At 65.3% G+C, this 15,356-nt stretch carries 15 protein-coding genes; 10 read left to right on the top strand and 5 right to left on the bottom strand.

Annotation, left to right across the window (positions count from 1 at the left end; translation table 11 throughout):
- Positions 1-3: 3 nt before the first annotated feature.
- The 9 genes from V3C40_RS19625 (at position 4) to V3C40_RS19585 (ending at position 8,533) form a co-directional block, all read left to right on the top strand.
- Positions 4-2,388: an MMPL family transporter gene (locus tag V3C40_RS19625; RefSeq protein ID WP_331778444.1), complete on the top strand. Its 2,385-nt coding sequence runs from the start codon at positions 4-6 to the stop codon at positions 2,386-2,388.
- A complete protein-coding gene (locus tag V3C40_RS19620; RefSeq protein ID WP_070305212.1) occupies positions 2,388-2,942 on the top strand; it encodes a DUF3261 domain-containing protein in 555 nt (184 codons plus the stop codon). Before V3C40_RS19625 ends, V3C40_RS19620 begins: the two co-directional genes overlap by 1 nt.
- Positions 2,943-4,133 (top strand): beta-ketoacyl-ACP synthase, encoded by a 1,191-nt coding sequence (locus tag V3C40_RS19615; RefSeq protein WP_331778304.1) that lies wholly within the window; start codon positions 2,943-2,945, stop codon positions 4,131-4,133.
- Positions 4,130-4,603: a hotdog family protein gene (locus tag V3C40_RS19610; protein WP_331778303.1), complete on the top strand. Its 474-nt coding sequence runs from the start codon at positions 4,130-4,132 to the stop codon at positions 4,601-4,603. Before V3C40_RS19615 ends, V3C40_RS19610 begins: the two co-directional genes overlap by 4 nt.
- Positions 4,596-5,321, top strand: coding sequence for a 3-oxoacyl-ACP reductase FabG (gene fabG / locus V3C40_RS19605; protein WP_374106824.1), 726 nt, complete (start codon positions 4,596-4,598; stop codon positions 5,319-5,321). Before V3C40_RS19610 ends, fabG begins: the two co-directional genes overlap by 8 nt.
- Positions 5,318-6,550, top strand: coding sequence for a beta-ketoacyl-ACP synthase (locus V3C40_RS19600; protein ID WP_034750361.1), 1,233 nt, complete (start codon positions 5,318-5,320; stop codon positions 6,548-6,550). Before fabG ends, V3C40_RS19600 begins: the two co-directional genes overlap by 4 nt.
- Before the next feature lie 73 nt (positions 6,551-6,623).
- Positions 6,624-7,073: an excinuclease ATPase subunit gene (locus tag V3C40_RS19595; protein WP_034750358.1), complete on the top strand. Its 450-nt coding sequence runs from the start codon at positions 6,624-6,626 to the stop codon at positions 7,071-7,073.
- A gap of 106 nt (positions 7,074-7,179) precedes the next feature.
- Complete coding sequence (locus tag V3C40_RS19590) at positions 7,180-7,776, top strand: hypothetical protein (protein ID WP_034750355.1); 597 nt, start codon at positions 7,180-7,182, stop codon at positions 7,774-7,776.
- A gap of 133 nt (positions 7,777-7,909) precedes the next feature.
- Complete coding sequence (locus tag V3C40_RS19585) at positions 7,910-8,533, top strand: 4'-phosphopantetheinyl transferase family protein (protein ID WP_331778302.1); 624 nt, start codon at positions 7,910-7,912, stop codon at positions 8,531-8,533.
- Here V3C40_RS19585 and V3C40_RS19580 read toward each other — a convergent pair.
- The 3 genes from V3C40_RS19580 to V3C40_RS19570 are packed head-to-tail and all read right to left on the bottom strand — an operon-like array spanning position 8,530 to position 10,184.
- Positions 8,530-9,315 carry a DUF2145 domain-containing protein gene (locus V3C40_RS19580; protein ID WP_331778301.1) on the bottom strand — a complete coding sequence of 262 codons (786 nt, stop codon included), beginning with the start codon at positions 9,313-9,315 and terminating at the stop codon, positions 8,530-8,532. The genes V3C40_RS19585 and V3C40_RS19580 overlap by 4 nt on opposite strands.
- A gap of 5 nt (positions 9,316-9,320) precedes the next feature.
- The gene (locus tag V3C40_RS19575) at positions 9,321-9,737 is read right to left on the bottom strand and encodes a hypothetical protein (RefSeq protein WP_331778300.1); all 417 of its coding nucleotides are present in this window, start codon (positions 9,735-9,737) and stop codon (positions 9,321-9,323) included.
- A 24-nt stretch (positions 9,738-9,761) separates the two neighbouring features.
- The gene (locus tag V3C40_RS19570) at positions 9,762-10,184 is read right to left on the bottom strand and encodes a hypothetical protein (protein ID WP_051991071.1); all 423 of its coding nucleotides are present in this window, start codon (positions 10,182-10,184) and stop codon (positions 9,762-9,764) included.
- A gap of 160 nt (positions 10,185-10,344) precedes the next feature.
- Here V3C40_RS19570 and V3C40_RS19565 point away from each other — a divergent pair, with 160 nt between their 5' ends.
- Positions 10,345-11,088: a helix-turn-helix domain-containing protein gene (locus V3C40_RS19565; protein ID WP_034750344.1), complete on the top strand. Its 744-nt coding sequence runs from the start codon at positions 10,345-10,347 to the stop codon at positions 11,086-11,088.
- 37 nt (positions 11,089-11,125) lie between these two features.
- Here V3C40_RS19565 and V3C40_RS19560 read toward each other — a convergent pair whose 3' ends face one another.
- Together V3C40_RS19560 and V3C40_RS19555 are read right to left on the bottom strand one after the other, a co-directional pair.
- Complete coding sequence (locus tag V3C40_RS19560; protein ID WP_331778299.1) at positions 11,126-12,589, bottom strand: DUF3999 family protein; 1,464 nt, start codon at positions 12,587-12,589, stop codon at positions 11,126-11,128.
- Positions 12,586-15,356 (bottom strand): DUF2339 domain-containing protein (locus tag V3C40_RS19555; RefSeq protein WP_331778298.1); only part of this gene is annotated, 2,771 nt, incomplete at its 5' end. The genes V3C40_RS19560 and V3C40_RS19555, both read right to left, overlap by 4 nt.

The raw sequence follows: 15,356 nt of genomic DNA, 5'->3' as shown, positions 1-15,356 counted from the left end.
GCATTGACGAAGCGCGGCCGCAACGCCGGGCGCCTGCTGGCCATCGCCTGGGCGCTGGTGGTGGCGCTGCTGCTCGCGCATAACGCCTACCTGTGGCTGGGCAAGCGCATCGCGCCCGAAACCGACATTCTCGCCTTGCTGCCGGTGCAGGAGCGCGACCCGGTGCTGCAGGCGTCATTTACGCACATGGTCGACGCGGCGCAGCAGCGCGTGGCGGTGCTGGTCGGCGCGGCCGAATGGAGCGATGCGAAGCGCGCGGCTGACGCCTACGGCGCCGTGCTGGCGCGCCATGCGGACCTGTTCCAGTCCACGCCGCTCGACGAGCAGACGCAGAACGACTGGCTGGCGCTGTTCCAGCAGCATCGCTTGACCTTGCTGACGGCGCCGCAGGAAATGCAGCTGCGCCAGGAAACGCCCGCGTTCTGGCGCGATTCGGCGTTGAGTCAGCTGTATAGCCCATTCGGCGGGCCGAAACTGGGCGCCTGGCAGGATGATCCTTTCGGCCTGTTTGGCGGCTGGGTGCAGGAACGCGCGCAGGAAACGCCCGTGCGTCCGCGCGACGGCCATCTGTTCGTCGCCGACGCCGAGCGCCAGTATGTGCTGCTGCCGCTGACCTTGAGCCTGCCCGCCTTTTCGCTGGGTGCGCAGGAAAGCGCGCTGCCCGTGCTGGCGCAAGCCGAGGTGGCGGCGCGGCAGGCCGTGCCCGGCGTGGACATCATCAGCGCCGGTGTGATCCTGCATGCGGCGGCCGCCAGCAGCCAGGCGGCGGGCGAAATGTCGACCATCGGCCTGGGCTCCCTGGCAGGCATCATCCTGCTGACGTGGTTTACCTTCCGCTCGTTCAAGCCGATCTCGCTGATCCTGCTGTCGATCGGCATCGGCTGCCTCGGTTCTTTGTCCGTATGCTGGCTGCTGTTTGGCAAAATACACTTGATGACCTTGGTCTTTGGCGCCAGCCTGATCGGCGTGGCGCAGGACTACGGCATTTACTTCCTATGCAATCGCCTTGGCGCCGATCCGTCGCTCGATTCGCGCACCTTGCTGCGCCGTCTGCTGCCGGGGCTGTGCCTGACCCTGCTCGCCGCCGTCATCGGCTACATGGGCCTGGCGCTGACGCCATTCCCCGGCCTGCGCCACATGGCCGTGTTTTCCGCCCTGGGCCTGGTGTTTGCCTGGCTGACGGTGGTGTTCTGGTTTCCCGCGTTGATCGGTGGCGGCACCTTGAAGAGCGGTGCACTGGTCAAACAGTACGGCGCGGCGCGCGCGCGCTGGCCGCTGTTGCGGGCCAACCGCGCCACCCTGGTTGGCGGCGTACTGTTTGCCCTGTTTGCGCTCATCGGCATCAGCCGCCTGGGTGTCAACGACGATATCCGCCTGCTGCAAACGCCACCCGCGCACCTGATACGCGACCAGATCAAATTGAGCAAATTGCTCGATGGACCTACGCCGGTGCAGTTCTACCTGGTGCGCGGCGATAGCGCGGAAGCCGTGCTGCAGCGCGAGGAAGCGTTGAAACAGCGGCTGCTGCCGCTGATCGCGCAACAGCACATCAGCGGTGTCCAGGCCATGTCGAACTGGGTGCCGTCGCTGCAGACGCAGGCGGCGCGCCGGGCCTTGCTCGACACGGCCATCCTGCAGCCGGGCGCCGCGCTAGACCTGCTGGCGCAGTCCGTCGACGAAGGCCCGGAATGGGCCGGCAAGGTGCGCGCGCAACTGGCGCAAGCGGGGGCGCCGCTGTCGATCGACGCCTTCCTGAAGGTGCCGGCCAGCGAGCCGTGGCGCCATCTGTGGCTGGGCAAGGTCGAAGGCGGCTATGCCTCCATCGTCGCCTTGCGCGGCATGCAGTATGCGGCCATTCCCCTGCTGGCGAAGGCGGGCGAGGGCATGCCCGGCGTGCAGTGGGTCGACAAGGTCAGTGAAATATCCTCGGTGCTGGGCCGCTACCGCGTCTACATGGGCGCCGTGGTGCTGGGCGCCTACCTGGTGGTCTCCGGCTTGCTGCTGCCCCGTTACGGGCGCCGCACCTGGCGTGTGCTGGCGCCCACGGCGCTGGCCAGCGTGGCGGCCCTGGCCTTGCTCGGCTATTTGAACTTGCCGCTGCAGCTGTTCCACGTGCTGGCGCTGATGCTGCTGCTGGGCGTCGGCGTCGACTACGGCATCTTCATGCAGGAGCATCCCGACCGCCGCAACGATACGCCATGGCTGGCCGTGGGCCTGTCGGCGGCGAATACCATTTTGTCTTTCGGCTTGCTGGCGCTGAGCAAGACGGCCGCATTGCAGGCGTTTGGCCTGACCATGCTGATCGGCACGGCCCTGGTTTGGCTGCTGTCGCCGTGCTTTGCCGAAGCCGACCACCGTAGCGCGGCCGATGCCGCAGGAGAGTTCTGATGTTTTTGCACTGTCAACGATGGGCGCCCGCATTGCTGCTGGCGCTGGCCGGCTGCGCCAGCACGCCGCCTTCGGCACCCGCACGCCTGGGCCTGAAACTGGCGCCGCAGGCGCTGGGCGCCACGGTCAGCGTGCAGCAGCACCTGGTCGTCGAACGGGCCGGGCGCATCGACGAACTCGATGCGGCGCTGGAAGTGGAGCCGTCGCATCTCGACCTGGTGGGACTGGCGTTCGGCCAGCGCGTGCTGTCGCTGCATTACGACGGCAAGGAGATGACGTCATGGCGCCACCTGATGCTGCCGGCGCAGGTACGCGCCGAGGACGTGCTGGAAGACATGCAGCTGACCCTGTGGCCGCGCGAAGCGATTGCGCAAGCGCTGCCGGCAGGCTGGCGCATCGAGGACAGCGGCTTGCGCCGCACCCTGTTCCTGCATGACGAGGCGGTGACGGTGATCGACTACAGCGGCATGCCGCGCTGGAGCGGCACGGTCGTACTCGACAACCTGCGCTACCGCTATCGCCTGACGATACAGAACGCCCCGGAAGGAAGTTGAATGACTGGCCTGACTGTGTACCTGAACGACTGCGGCATCGTCTGCGCGCTGGGCGCGGACCGCGAAGCAGTGCGCGCGCGCCTGTTTGCCGCGCACAGCGGCGTGATGCCCGTCGATACCTACACGCCGGGGCGCATGCTGCCGCTGGGCGTGGTCGATGCGGCCTTGCCATCGGTGGCGCAGCACGGCATCGCCGCGCGCAGCCGCAACAACCGGATGGCGCTGGCGGCGCTGGCGCAGATCCGTCCCGCCGTGGAACAGGCCATCGCCCGCTACGGCGCGGACCGCGTGGCCGTGGTGATCGGCACCAGCACGTCGGGCATCGCCGAGACGGAAGGCGCGATCGGCCAGCATGTGGCGGGCGACGGCTTGCCGAAAGCCTTTCATTATGGGCAGCAGGAGATGGCGTCGCCGGCATTGATGCTGGCCGAGGAACTGGGCATCGACGGCCCGGCCCTCGTGCATTCGAGCGCCTGTTCGTCGAGCGCCAAGGCGATGGCCAGCGCGGCGCGCCTGATCCGCATGGGCTTGTGCGACGCCGTGCTGACGGGCGGTGTCGATACCCTGTGCGGCTTTACCGTGGCCGGATTTTCCGCGCTGGCGTCCGTCAGTGCGCGGCGCTGCAATCCGCTGGGCGCTAACCGCGACGGCATCAATATCGGCGAGGGTGCGGCCCTGTTCCTGATGACGGCGCAAGCGGCCAGCGTGGCCTTGCGCGGCTGGGGCGAATCGTCCGATGGCCACCACATGTCGGCGCCCGATCCCGCAGGCGGCGGCGCGCGGCTGGCCATCGCCCAAGCACTGGCGCGCGCGGACATCGCGGCGTCGCAAGTCGACTATGTGAACCTGCACGGCACGGCCACGCCGCAGAACGATGCGATGGAAGCGCGCGTGGTGTCCGACCTGTTCGGCGCCACGGCGATGGTCAGCTCCACCAAGCCGCTGACAGGCCATGCGCTGGGCGCGGCGGCCGCCATCGAGGCGGCGCTGTGCTGGCTGGCGATGCAGGACGATAACGCCGAGGGCTTGCTGCCGCCGCACCTGTGGGATGGCGTGCCTGATGAATCCCTGCCGCCGCTGCGCCTGGCCTTGCCCGGTGCGCGCCTGGGGCGTCCGCTCGACTGGGCGCTGAGCAATTCGTTTGCCTTCGGCGGCTCGAACGCCGCCCTGCTGTTCGGGAGGGGAGCATGAGTTTTCCCGCTATCCGCGAACTGGTGCCCCATTCCGGCGCCATGGTGCTGCTCGACCGGGTGTTGTCGGCCGATGCGGAAAACCTGTGCGCCGAAGTCGCCATCCATGCCGGCAGCGTGTTTTATGACGCGCCGTCGGCAGGGGTGGGCAGCTGGGTCGGCATCGAATACATGGCGCAGGCGATCGCCGCGCATGCGGGCTACCTGGCGCGGCTGGCCGGTGTGCCCGTGAAGATCGGGTTTTTGCTGGGGGCGCGGCGCTACGAAGCGCAGCTGCCCCTGTTTGTCGATGGCAGCGTGCTGCAGGTGCATGTGCAGCAGGCCTTGCAAGGCGAGAATGGACTGGGCGCGTTCGAGTGCCGTATCGAGATGGCGGGCGCCGTGCTGGCGCAAGCGACGATTACGGTATTCCAGCCCGAGGATGCAAAGCAATTTCTGCAGGAGAGTATGAATGGAGCGCAGCATGAGTAAAAGTGTATTGGTGACGGGGTCGTCGCGCGGCATCGGCAAGGCCATCGCCTTGCGGCTGGCGCGCGACGGTTTTGACGTGGTGCTGCATTGCCGCAGCGCGCGCGGCGAAGCCGACGCGGTGGCGCAGCAGGTGCAGGCCATGGGACGCGCGGCGCGCGTGCTGCAATTCGATATCGGCGACCGTGCCGCGGCAGCTGCCGCGCTGGAAGCTGACATCGCCGAACATGGCTGCTATTACGGCGTCGTGTGCAACGCCGGCGTGGCGCGCGACAATGCGTTTCCCGCCATGTCGGGCGAGGACTGGGACATCGTCCTGCAGACCAATCTCGATGGTTTCTACAATGTGCTCAATCCGCTGGTGATGCCGATGGTACAGCGCCGCAAACCGGGGCGCATCGTCACCATGGCGTCCGTTTCGGGCCTGATCGGCAACCGGGGGCAAGTCAATTACAGCGCCGCCAAGGCCGGCATCATCGGCGCGACCAAGGCGCTGGCGCTGGAACTGGCCAAGCGTGCCATCACGGTCAACTGTGTGGCGCCGGGCCTGATCGAGACGGACATGATCAGCGAGGTGCCGCTCGACGAAGCGCTGAAGATGATCCCCGCGCGCAGAGTCGGCACGCCGGAAGAAGTGGCCGCCGCCGTCAGTTTCCTCGTCGGCGAGGAAGCGGGCTATATCACGCGCCAGGTCATTTCCGTGAATGGAGGCATGGCATGAGCCGCCGCGTAGTCGTGACCGGCATGGCCGGCATCAGCCCGATCGGCAATGACTGGCCGGCCATCCGCCAGCGCCTGGGCGAGTACCGCAACGCCGTCGTGCGCATGGACGAATGGGCCGATTACGAAGGCTTGAATACGCAACTGGGCGCGCCGGCCGCGCCGTTCGCGCTGACGGACCGCTACAACCGCAAGGCCGTGCGCAGCATGGGACGCATCGCGCTGATGGCCACGCGCGCCAGCGAACTGGCGCTGGAACACGCGGGCCTGGCCGGGCACCCCGTGGTCAAGAGCGGGCAGATGGGCATTTCCTTCGGTTCGTCCGCCGGCACGCCCAGCGCCATCGGCGACTTTGGCCGCATGATGGAAGAGCGCACCACCAAGGGCATCAACGCCACTACCTACATCAAGATGATGGCGCACACGGCGCCCGTCAACATCGGCGTATTCTTCGGCGTCACGGGCAGGGTGATTACCACCTCAAGCGCCTGCACCTCGGGCAGCCAGGGCATCGGCTATGCATACGAGGCGATCGCCGGCGGCAAGCAGCTGGCGATGATCGCCGGCGGCGCCGAGGAGCTGTGCGCCACCGAGGCGGCCGTCTTCGACACCCTGTTCGCCACGAGCACGCGCAACGACGATGGCCACACGACGCCGCGCCCGTTCGACGCCAGTCGCGATGGCCTCGTCATCGGCGAAGGCGCCGGTTGCCTGATCCTCGAAGAATTCGACCATGCGCAGGCGCGCGGCGCCACCATCCATGCGGAACTGGTGGGCTTCGGCACGAACAGCGACGGCTGCCACGTGACCCAGCCGAACGCCGCCACCATGCGCCAGGCGATGCTGCTGGCGCTGGCCGACGCGGGACTGCAGCCATCCGATATCGGCTACATCAATGCGCATGGCACGGGCACGCAGCAGGGCGATATCGCCGAATCGCAAGCGACGTTCGAAGTGTTTGGCGACCGCACGCCTATCAGTTCGCTGAAAAGCTACATGGGCCATACCCTGGGTGCCTGCGGCGCGCTGGAAGCGTGGATCAGCATCGAGATGATGCGCGAAGGCTGGTTTGCGCCCACCATCAACTTGCAGCAGGTCGACCCGCAATGCGCACCGCTCGACTACATCGCCGGCGAAGGCCGGGCCATCGAATGCGAGTACGTGATGTCGAATAATTTTGCCTTTGGCGGCATCAACACGTCGCTGATCTTCAAGCGTTACCGGCCGTGAAGTTAGCTTGCGCTGGCGCAAGTGGCAAGTGTGGTTCCCTTTGTACTATCTTTAACTTATCGAGGAAAACAGCATGAAAAAAATGATGATCCTGGCGGCGCTGAGTGCGGCGCTGACGGTTGCCTTGCCGGCACAGGCAGGCGATACCAAACACATGATGTCGATCGCCAATGCGATGTCCGCCAACGACGCCCAGGCCCGCCTTGGCGACACCGTGAAATTCTATTTTGGCGACCAGGCAACGCCCCCGGTTGCCACGCGCATCAGCAGCGACAAGACCAGCCAGAAAACCAATGGCGTCGGCAAGTCGGCGGAAACCTCGTGCAACTGGGCCTTCCTGTCGGCCATGCTTGCGCTGCAAAAGCGCGCCCAGTCGGTGGGCGCCGATGCCGTCGTCAATATCGTCAGCAATTACAAAAACATCGAAAATTCCAGCGCCACGGAATTCGAGTGCCATGAAGGCACGATGATGACGGGCGTGGCCTTGAAGGGCGAGTTCGTGAAGTTGAAGGCAGGCAAGTAAGTAGCAGTAGCAGGAAGCAGCAGGGAAGTCCACCCCATCGGTAACCGGCGCAATCAGAGCAGCGATCGCGTCCGGAAGCCATTCCAATAAAAAGTAGAAAGAGAATATGCAAAAAGTATCGAAAACTGTCATCCTGGCCGGCGCACTGCTGGCATTGACCATGTTGCAAGGCTGCGCCACGCGCATCAAGGCATCGTCGACGACCAATCCGCCGCCGAGCGAGGCTTTCTCGTCGTTTGGCCGCATTGAAGTCAAGCCGACAGTCTTTGCCGAAGGCTACAAGGGCAACCAGGCCGGCATGGCGAAGATCGACGAGAATATCCGCAAGGACCTGGCCGAATCGCTGACCAGCTGGAATGCCGCCCCGGCCAATGGCCGTGTGCTGACCATCGAGCCTATCGTCGAAGAAATCCAGTTCAAGAGCGGCGCCAAGCGCGTACTGCTGGGACCATTGGCCGGCAGCTCGGGCGTGCGCATGCGCGTCATGATCCGCGACAACAAGGGTGCCGTGGTCGCAACGCCAGAGTTCTTCCAGCGCGCGGACGCGATGGCGGCCGGATTCACGTTCGGCGTGCACGATAACCTGATGCTGACCCGTATTGCCAACCTGACCAGCGCTTACATCAAGGCCAACTATGTACGTGCCGAAGGCGGCCCGACGGGCGCCGACAATAAAGCGGTCGAAGCAGCAATGACGAACTAGGACGGGCGCGGCGCGCAAGCGCCTGCAGACCTGCTGAGAATGGCAGCGACGGGCAACCGCGCTGCCATTTTTTTTGCCGTATGCATGCTGGCAATTTGTGGCAGACTGCGCCTTTGCCTATCCCGACCTTGTCATGCCACCAGCCTTGCCCAGTAGCGGCGCCAGCATCTGGCTGCTCGATTCCCGCAGCATTGATCTTGCGCAGATCAGCCAGTATGAAACGTGGCTCGGTGCCGCTGAAGCGGCCCGCTACGCACGCTTTGTGCGGCCGTTGCGCCAGCGCCAGTTCCTGCTGGGGCGCGCGCTGCTGCGCGTAGCGATGGGGAAACTGCTGGAAGTGGCGCCGGAATCCATCGTGCTGGAAGAGAGGCCGGGCCAGGCGCCACTGCTGCTGTCGCCTGCGGAGGGGCCGCACTTCAGCATTTCGCACAGCGGCCACTGGGTCGCCTGCGCGTTGAGCGGTACTACGCGGCTGGGACTCGATATTGAGCTGCGCGACCCGCGGCGCGACGTGCTGGCGCTGGCCCGCCAGGCGTTTGGCGCAGATGTGGCCGCCGAGCTGGAAAGCATGCCGCTTGAAGCGCGGCTGGCGGCGTTTTACCAGCGCTGGAGCGAGGCCGAGGCGCGCTACAAGCTGGGCATGGACGCGGGCGCTTGCGCGACCTTGGCGCATGCCGAGCTGTCCATCGTGCTGTGCAGCGCGGCGCCGCTGGCGCAGGCGCCCGCCGTGATCGTGCAGGGTCTGGCGCAAGGCTAATTCCCCCGCACGACGATCTCCTGCGCCTTCGGTTCGCGCTGGCGCATGAAGCGCACGATGGAGTCGACGGTGACGACGTCGATCTGGCGCGTCATGCGGCGCTCGAACGGGTGATCGTCGAACGCGATATTCGCGCGGAACATGCGCGCGCCCAGGCGCGTGGCGGCGGGGATGCTCAGCGTTTGCGGCGCGTAGCTGGCGCTGCGCAGCCAGCCTTGCGCTTCGGCGCGCGTTTCGATCTTGCCAGGTTCGTTGCTGGCAGCGGCCAAGGTTTCCAGCACCCACTGGTTCGAATTCTGGTACTTGGTGGAAAACGGGTAGGCCAGCATATTGTAGTGCGGCTCATGCAGGCGCTTGGGCGTGTTCGATGTCAGCAGGCGCACCAGTTGCTGCTGCGTATCCTGGCCGGGAACGAGAATCAGGGTTTCATACATGAACACATCATCCATGAAGAAATTGCCCAAGCCTTCGTTGTACAGCGACGATTGCGCCGTGCCGCATTCATTGAGTTCATGCACCACCAGCCAGCGGCCTTTCGGGTGGTCGCGCCAGGCCAGCGCCATGTGCGAATAGCGCAAGTTGTATTTCGACAGGTCTTGTCCGGCGCGCGCCAGCAGCACCACTTGCGCGCCCGAGGCGTCGAGTGCCTGCAGGGTCTTTTGCGCCAGATCCATCGATTTGACGAGGGTGGTCGCATCCGTTTGCTTTTCCTCGCACGAGCGTCCCGCATGGGCGGTACCGGCCAGTGCCAGGCTGATGAGAATCACGGTCAGGCGTTTCATGGGGTTCACGCTTTCGAATGGTGGAGAATCGCATTGCCGGCCGCATTCGGCACATAGGCGATGGCCTTGCCCGACAGCACCAGCATGTGTCCCGTCGAGACGGCCACGACGTTGATCGCCGTGCCGGCCGCCAGCGACAGGCCTTGCGCAGCCTTCTGGCTCAGCTTGACGGAGGCTGTGGCGGCGGAGGACGCGCCCCTGGCCGCGCTTTTGAGCACGAGGACGCTGCCGTCGGCCGCGTCTTCCACCTTGTCAATGACGATTTCACCGGCGGCGGCCAGCACCGACATGGAGCCGACCAATACGATGGCTGAGGCCATGCTGGCGTTGTCGGAGGCGTTGGTGGTATCGGAGTTGGCGGCCTGGGCCAGCGGCGCCATGGTGGCGGCGCACAGCAGGGCGGTGGCGAGCAGATGTTTCATGGAATGTCCGTTCTTTATTGGTGGTTACACTTTGGAGTGGTGCAGCAGCGCCTTGCCCAGTTCGTTCGGGATGAAGGCGATGGCCTTGCCGGAAAGAACCAGCATATGGCCGGTGGACATCGCCACCACATTGACCACGGTGCCGGCCGCCAGCGACAGGCCCCTGGCCGCTTGCCCGCTCATCTGGATGGACGCGCCACCCGCTTCGGAGGCGCCCTTGAGCACGATGACGATGCCTTCGCCCACCGTTTCCACGCTGGCGACGACCACTTGGCCGGAGGCGACCAGCATCGACATGGAACCGGCGACGACCACGGCGGAACCTTCGCTGAGGTTTTGCGAGCCTTTCGACAGATTCTCGGAGGCGGCGGCGTGGACCAGGCCGGGAGCGGCCACGGAGAGCGTCAACAGCGACAGGGACAAGCAGAGGGGCAGCAGGCGTTTCATGTGTTTCTCCTTCAAGTGTGCCAAGTGGCAACGCCATCATTGTAGACTGTGGGCAATTGGTCAATGAATACGCTACTCGTAGCGGGCAGGCATACCGCAGGTAGCATATTGCGCTACTTTTCTGCCGCCAGAATCGATGCTATTTTTATAAAGGAAGTGCATGCCGCAAACCCACGCCTTGATCGAAGCCTTGAAACGCCTGTTGAAAGCGCGCTCCGTCACGTATGCCGAGCTGGCCCAGCGCATCGGCGTGTCCGAAGCCAGCGTCAAGCGGATGTTTTCGCAGAAGCAATTTACTTTGCAACGGCTGGACCAGATCCTGGTGGCCATCGGCAGCGATTTCCAGCAGCTGGCGCTGGCCGTGCAATCAGCCCAGGCCGCGCCCACCCTGATCACGGGGCTGACGTATGCGCAGGAAAAGGAAATCATCGAGGACACCCGGCTGTTCGTGGTGGCCGTCTCCGCCCTGAACTTGCTGCCGCTGGAACAGATCGTCGCCATCTATGACATCAGCGAAGCGCAAGCCGTGAAATACCTGCTGCGTCTCGACAAGATCGGTTTCCTGGAACTGCTGCCGAATAACCGGGTCAAACTGCTGGTGGCCCGCACGTTTGCGTGGATACCGAACGGTCCCATCCACACGTATTTCAAAAAGGAAGCCTATGGCGACTACTTGAATTCGCAGTTCGATGGCGAGACGGAATTGCTGCGCCTGGTGAACGTGATGCTGTCGAAGAAATCCACGGCCGCCTTGCTGGAACGCCTGAAGCAAGTGGCCGTGGAATTCTCGCAGCAACACCAGGAAGACGCGCGCCTGCCTGGCAATGAGCGCCTGGCCATCAGCTTCATGCTGGCGGCACGTCCCTGGATGCCGCAGACGTTCAAGGCGCTGCTGCGGCAGTAAGTCGGCGAGTAGCGCGCTCAAGCGGTGAACGTTGTGGCTAAGGTTGCTGCTTGTCGGTACTGCCTTGTTCCTCTTTCATTTGCGACAGCAAGCGCCAGGCAAAAAAGCCCAGCACGGCCACGCCCAGCAGTAGTGCGGCCCATAGGGCGGCCAGGCGCAAGCCTGCGCCGTCCGGCGTCTTCTCGATGGGAGCGTCGCTGGTCAGCGCCACCACCCTGGCTGCCGTGGCGACAGGCAGTGCCAGCAATTCCTCCTGCGTGAAGCCGGGCGCGACCTGCGACAGCGGCAACGCTGCCGGCGTTGCACCATTTCTGCCGAAGACCAGTTGATACGGCCCCTTGCCGCTGGCCAGGAACACCAGGCTTGCCGGTGTCCATCCCAGGCGCAAGACGGAGTTGATGTTCGGGTTCGTGCCGCTGTGATATTGCGGCCGGAGCACCCATTGCTCCGTTTGCACGACGGGCATGGCCAAGTCGCCGGAAACCCGTTCCTTGCCATCCATGTTGATACGGTAGAACGTCGTGTGGAGCAATGGTTCGAATTCGGCGGCCTGCGTGGCGCGCGCTCGCGGGCCCAGATGCAGGCGCTGGCGCTGGCGCGGCGCTTCGCTTGCCGGGTGATACACGCCCAGAGTAACGGGCATGGACGTGTTGCCCTCAGCCAGCTGCAAGCCGATGCTGTCGGCGGGAATGGCGATCGGCGTGGCATACAGACGCTCGTCGACGCTCTTGCCTGTCGTCCCCTTCAGCGTGATGGTGGCGCGCGGCAGGGCAAGGGCCGTGACACTGACCTGCTGCGCGGCGATGCCGGCGAAAGTGATGGGATCGCCGTACTGCCAGCTCAACCGCGCATAGCGGAAGGCACGCGGCGCGAATTCGATGCGGTCGTTGGCCAGGGTTTGCGTGTCGCTGTTGCGCAGCCAATTCAGGGTGGTGGTGGCGATGGCATCCCATTGTTTCAGGTCGTCGCTTACTTCCAGCAGTACTTGCGCATTGTAGTTATCGGTTCCTGGCGGCAAGGTAAATTGCAGGGCGCCGATGCGGCTATCCTTGGCGGGCGGGCCCGCATCGAGGATCAACCCTTGCAAGCCCGGCGCCGCATCGAGCGTACTGCCGCCACGCGCCGTGACGGACAGCAGACGGCCGTCATTGCCGGTCCGGATATCCACGTTGTCCAGTTCGTAGTAGCCGATGTTTTTGCCGGTGACGGGAAAGATGCGCATGGCAAGCGTGTCGCGCTGCGTGCGCGATTGCGCGGGCGGGGCCGTCAGAGCGAAGGCCAGTGGCTTGCCGGTACTGTCGAACAGGCGCACGTCGGCCAGGCTGGCCGAGCGCGCATGCAGGTACACGTCGGTGGGGACGCTTATGCGGCTCAGGCCGGCACCGGGCTGCGGCGTCAACGCGATGCTCCAGCGATAGTCCTGTGGCCTGTCCTGGCCAGGCGCGGCCAGCGCGGCGCCTGCCATCAACACGATGCCGAACATGAGTGTGCTTGTTTTCATGCTGCTCCCGGTTGCGGTTCGGCTGACGCTGGCGCGGCAGCCTTGGGGAAGGGCGCCAGGTAGCCGATCAAGACCATCAGCAAGCCGACACCCACGAAAGATACGATGCGTTCGATACCGCCCACGTTGGACAGGTCGATCAGGAATAGTTTCACAACGACCAGCCCCAGCAGGACGGCACCCATGCTCCATTGCTGGCGCCGCTGCTGGCGGGCCGCGTGGCGCATCAGCAACAGGGCCGTGACGCTCCACACGAGCGACAGCATCGCTTGCACGAACTGCGAGGCCAGCATGGCGTCAAAGGTATACGGCACGCCGACATAGTGCGACACCGTGCGCAGCAGCATCAGGTTGAACCACACATACAGCAAGCACGCGGCCACGACGGGCAAGCGCGCCTGCCACAGGGCGGGCAGCGGCAACTGCTTCGCCGGCAGCAAACGGTAGCTGGCAATGGCCAGCAGCACGGCAAAGCCCGTGCTCAAGTCCAGCGGATTGAGCAGCGGCAAGTAGGGCAGCGGCGCCATGGCGCCATCGTCGAAGATGTTCCAGGCGGCGATCAGCAGCAGCGACCAGAGCGCACCCAGCGGTATCAGGGTGCGCTGGTACCACTCGGCAATCGGTGCCACCGGCCAGACGCCGGCACGGCAGCGGCGGATCAGCCAGGCCAGTACCAGCATCATGGCCCAGGCCGGCAAGTAGCGGGCCCAGGCGGGGCTGACGCTGTCTTCATGCTGTGCCAGCCAGGCGTTGACATGCATGGCGCCCACGGGCCACAGCATCAGCCATGGCGCGGCCGTGCGCAGGGTATGCAAGAGCCGCAGCGCACGCACGTCGAGTTGCCAGCCGGCTTTCGGCCAGGCCTGCAGCAGGTATTCGCCGGCCGCCAGCGCGCCGGCCAGGGCCAGCCAGCTCAAGCCCGTCAGCAGATAGTCGCGCAGGTACAGTGCCAGCAGCAGGTTGGCGCTCCACAGGCCCAGGCCGAGCCAGGCGGCCACGGTGAACCAGCGCAGCTGCGGCCAATCGAGGCGCCGCGCCACAATCGCGAACACGGGTGTCGTGACGGACACGGCGATCAGGTACAGCGCCAGCCAGTGCTCGCCCGCGTACGGCTGCATGCTCAGGTCGCCATCGATCAGGCGCAGCAGCCAGCTGGTGAACGGTACGAGGATGGCGGCAAACCACAGCAAGCCGCTCCAGACCAGCAGGGGACGCGCTGCCAGCGCCAGTAGCTCGTCGCCGCCGCGTGCGCGCAGCGCAAGGAAGCGGGCGCTGGCAAAGGCGGCGGCGCCCAGCAGCAGGGCGCTGAGGAAGGAGCCGTCGAACAGGTTGGCCGGATGCTGGTCCCAGGCCCAGCTGGCGCGGCTGAGCATGACCATGCCGGCCAGTACCTGTACGGCCAGCAGCAGGGCGCGCGGCGCATGCCATTGTTCGCGCCGCGCCAGCGCCGCTAGCAGGGCTGCTACCGCCAGCGCGCTGACGGTGAGCAGGTTCAGTTGCGTGGCGGCATCCGTGCGTAGCAGGATTTCGCTCCAGATGCCGCCCAGCAGCCAGGCCGTGGCGGCCGTCAGGAACAGCACGGACAGGCTGCTCATGAATTCAGGATGTAAGTGGCTGGCGTGGCGGCGGAAATTGTAGGCCATCACCAGCGCGGCGGCCGCCAGCAGCGCGCAGCCGAGCCAGATGTTGGCTTGCAGGGCCGCTGCCGTATTGAGTCCCTGCATGGCGCCGAGGAAGGCCAGCCAGGCGGCCCCCTGCACCAGCAGGCCGAAGACCCAGGCCAGGGTCTGGCGCTGGCGCAAGCCGACCCAGACGATGCCCGCGCCTTCCAGCGCCCAGGCGGCGGACGTCCAGCGGCCATCGAGGGCAAACGGGATGGCCAGCGTGCCGAAGACGATGCCCAGAGCGAGGAAGGCTTCGGCCAGCAGTTTGAAACCTGCGCGGCGCCACAGGGCCACGGCCAGTCCCGTGTAGGTCAAGCCGCCGAGCAGCGCGGAAAACGCCAGGCCAAACTCGAAGTGCCGCACCAGGCCGTATTGCAGGCCCATGGCCGCCAGCGGAGTGCCGAACACGAGGGTGCCGTCCACATAGTGTTTCAAGCGCGGCGCCTGGCGCGCGCAGTAGGCAATCGCGATACCCATATAGAACAGCACGAACAGGATCAGGAACAGCTGCGTCGACAGGTAGTGCTCGGGCGTGTAGCGCAGCAAGCCCCAGGTGGTGGCGACGACGAAGGTAAAGCCAAAGCTCAGCACATTCAGGACGCGCCAGGCGCGTTTCAGGGCGATGGCGAAGACGCCCGCGTTGAGCAGCGCGTAATAGCTGAACAGGCCGATATGGTTGCCGCTGCCCGTCGATACGAGCAGGGGCACGGCAAAGCCGCCGACGATGCCGAAGACGGCCAGCCAGACGGCGTTTTGCAGCACGGCCAGCAAGCACGTGAACGCCGTCAGCACGAACAGCACGGCAAACGCCAGGCCCGCCGGGATCAGATCATACAGGCGGAAGGCGCCAAACGTCACCAGCATCAAGATCGCCAGCGCCGTGCCCTGCAGCGGCAAGCTGATGCCGGGGCGTTTGATGCGGATGCGCCAGGCCCAGGCCAGCAGGGCGATATCGGCCAGCGCGATGCCTGCCAGGCGCAGCTCGATGGGCACCGTCACCTGCGCCGACACGTATTTGAGCAGGAAGCTGACGCCGAGGAACAGAATCATCAAGCCCAGCTTGGCAACCAGGTTACCCGTGAACAGCCAGTTCTTCGCCTTGG

The sequence above is a fragment of the Janthinobacterium sp. LS2A genome, from assembly GCF_036543145.1.
GTDB lineage: Bacteria > Pseudomonadota > Gammaproteobacteria > Burkholderiales > Burkholderiaceae_D > Janthinobacterium > Janthinobacterium aestuarii.
The sequence above is the reverse complement of the archived record's forward strand: the minus strand, read 5'-3'. Positions and strand labels throughout refer to the sequence as shown.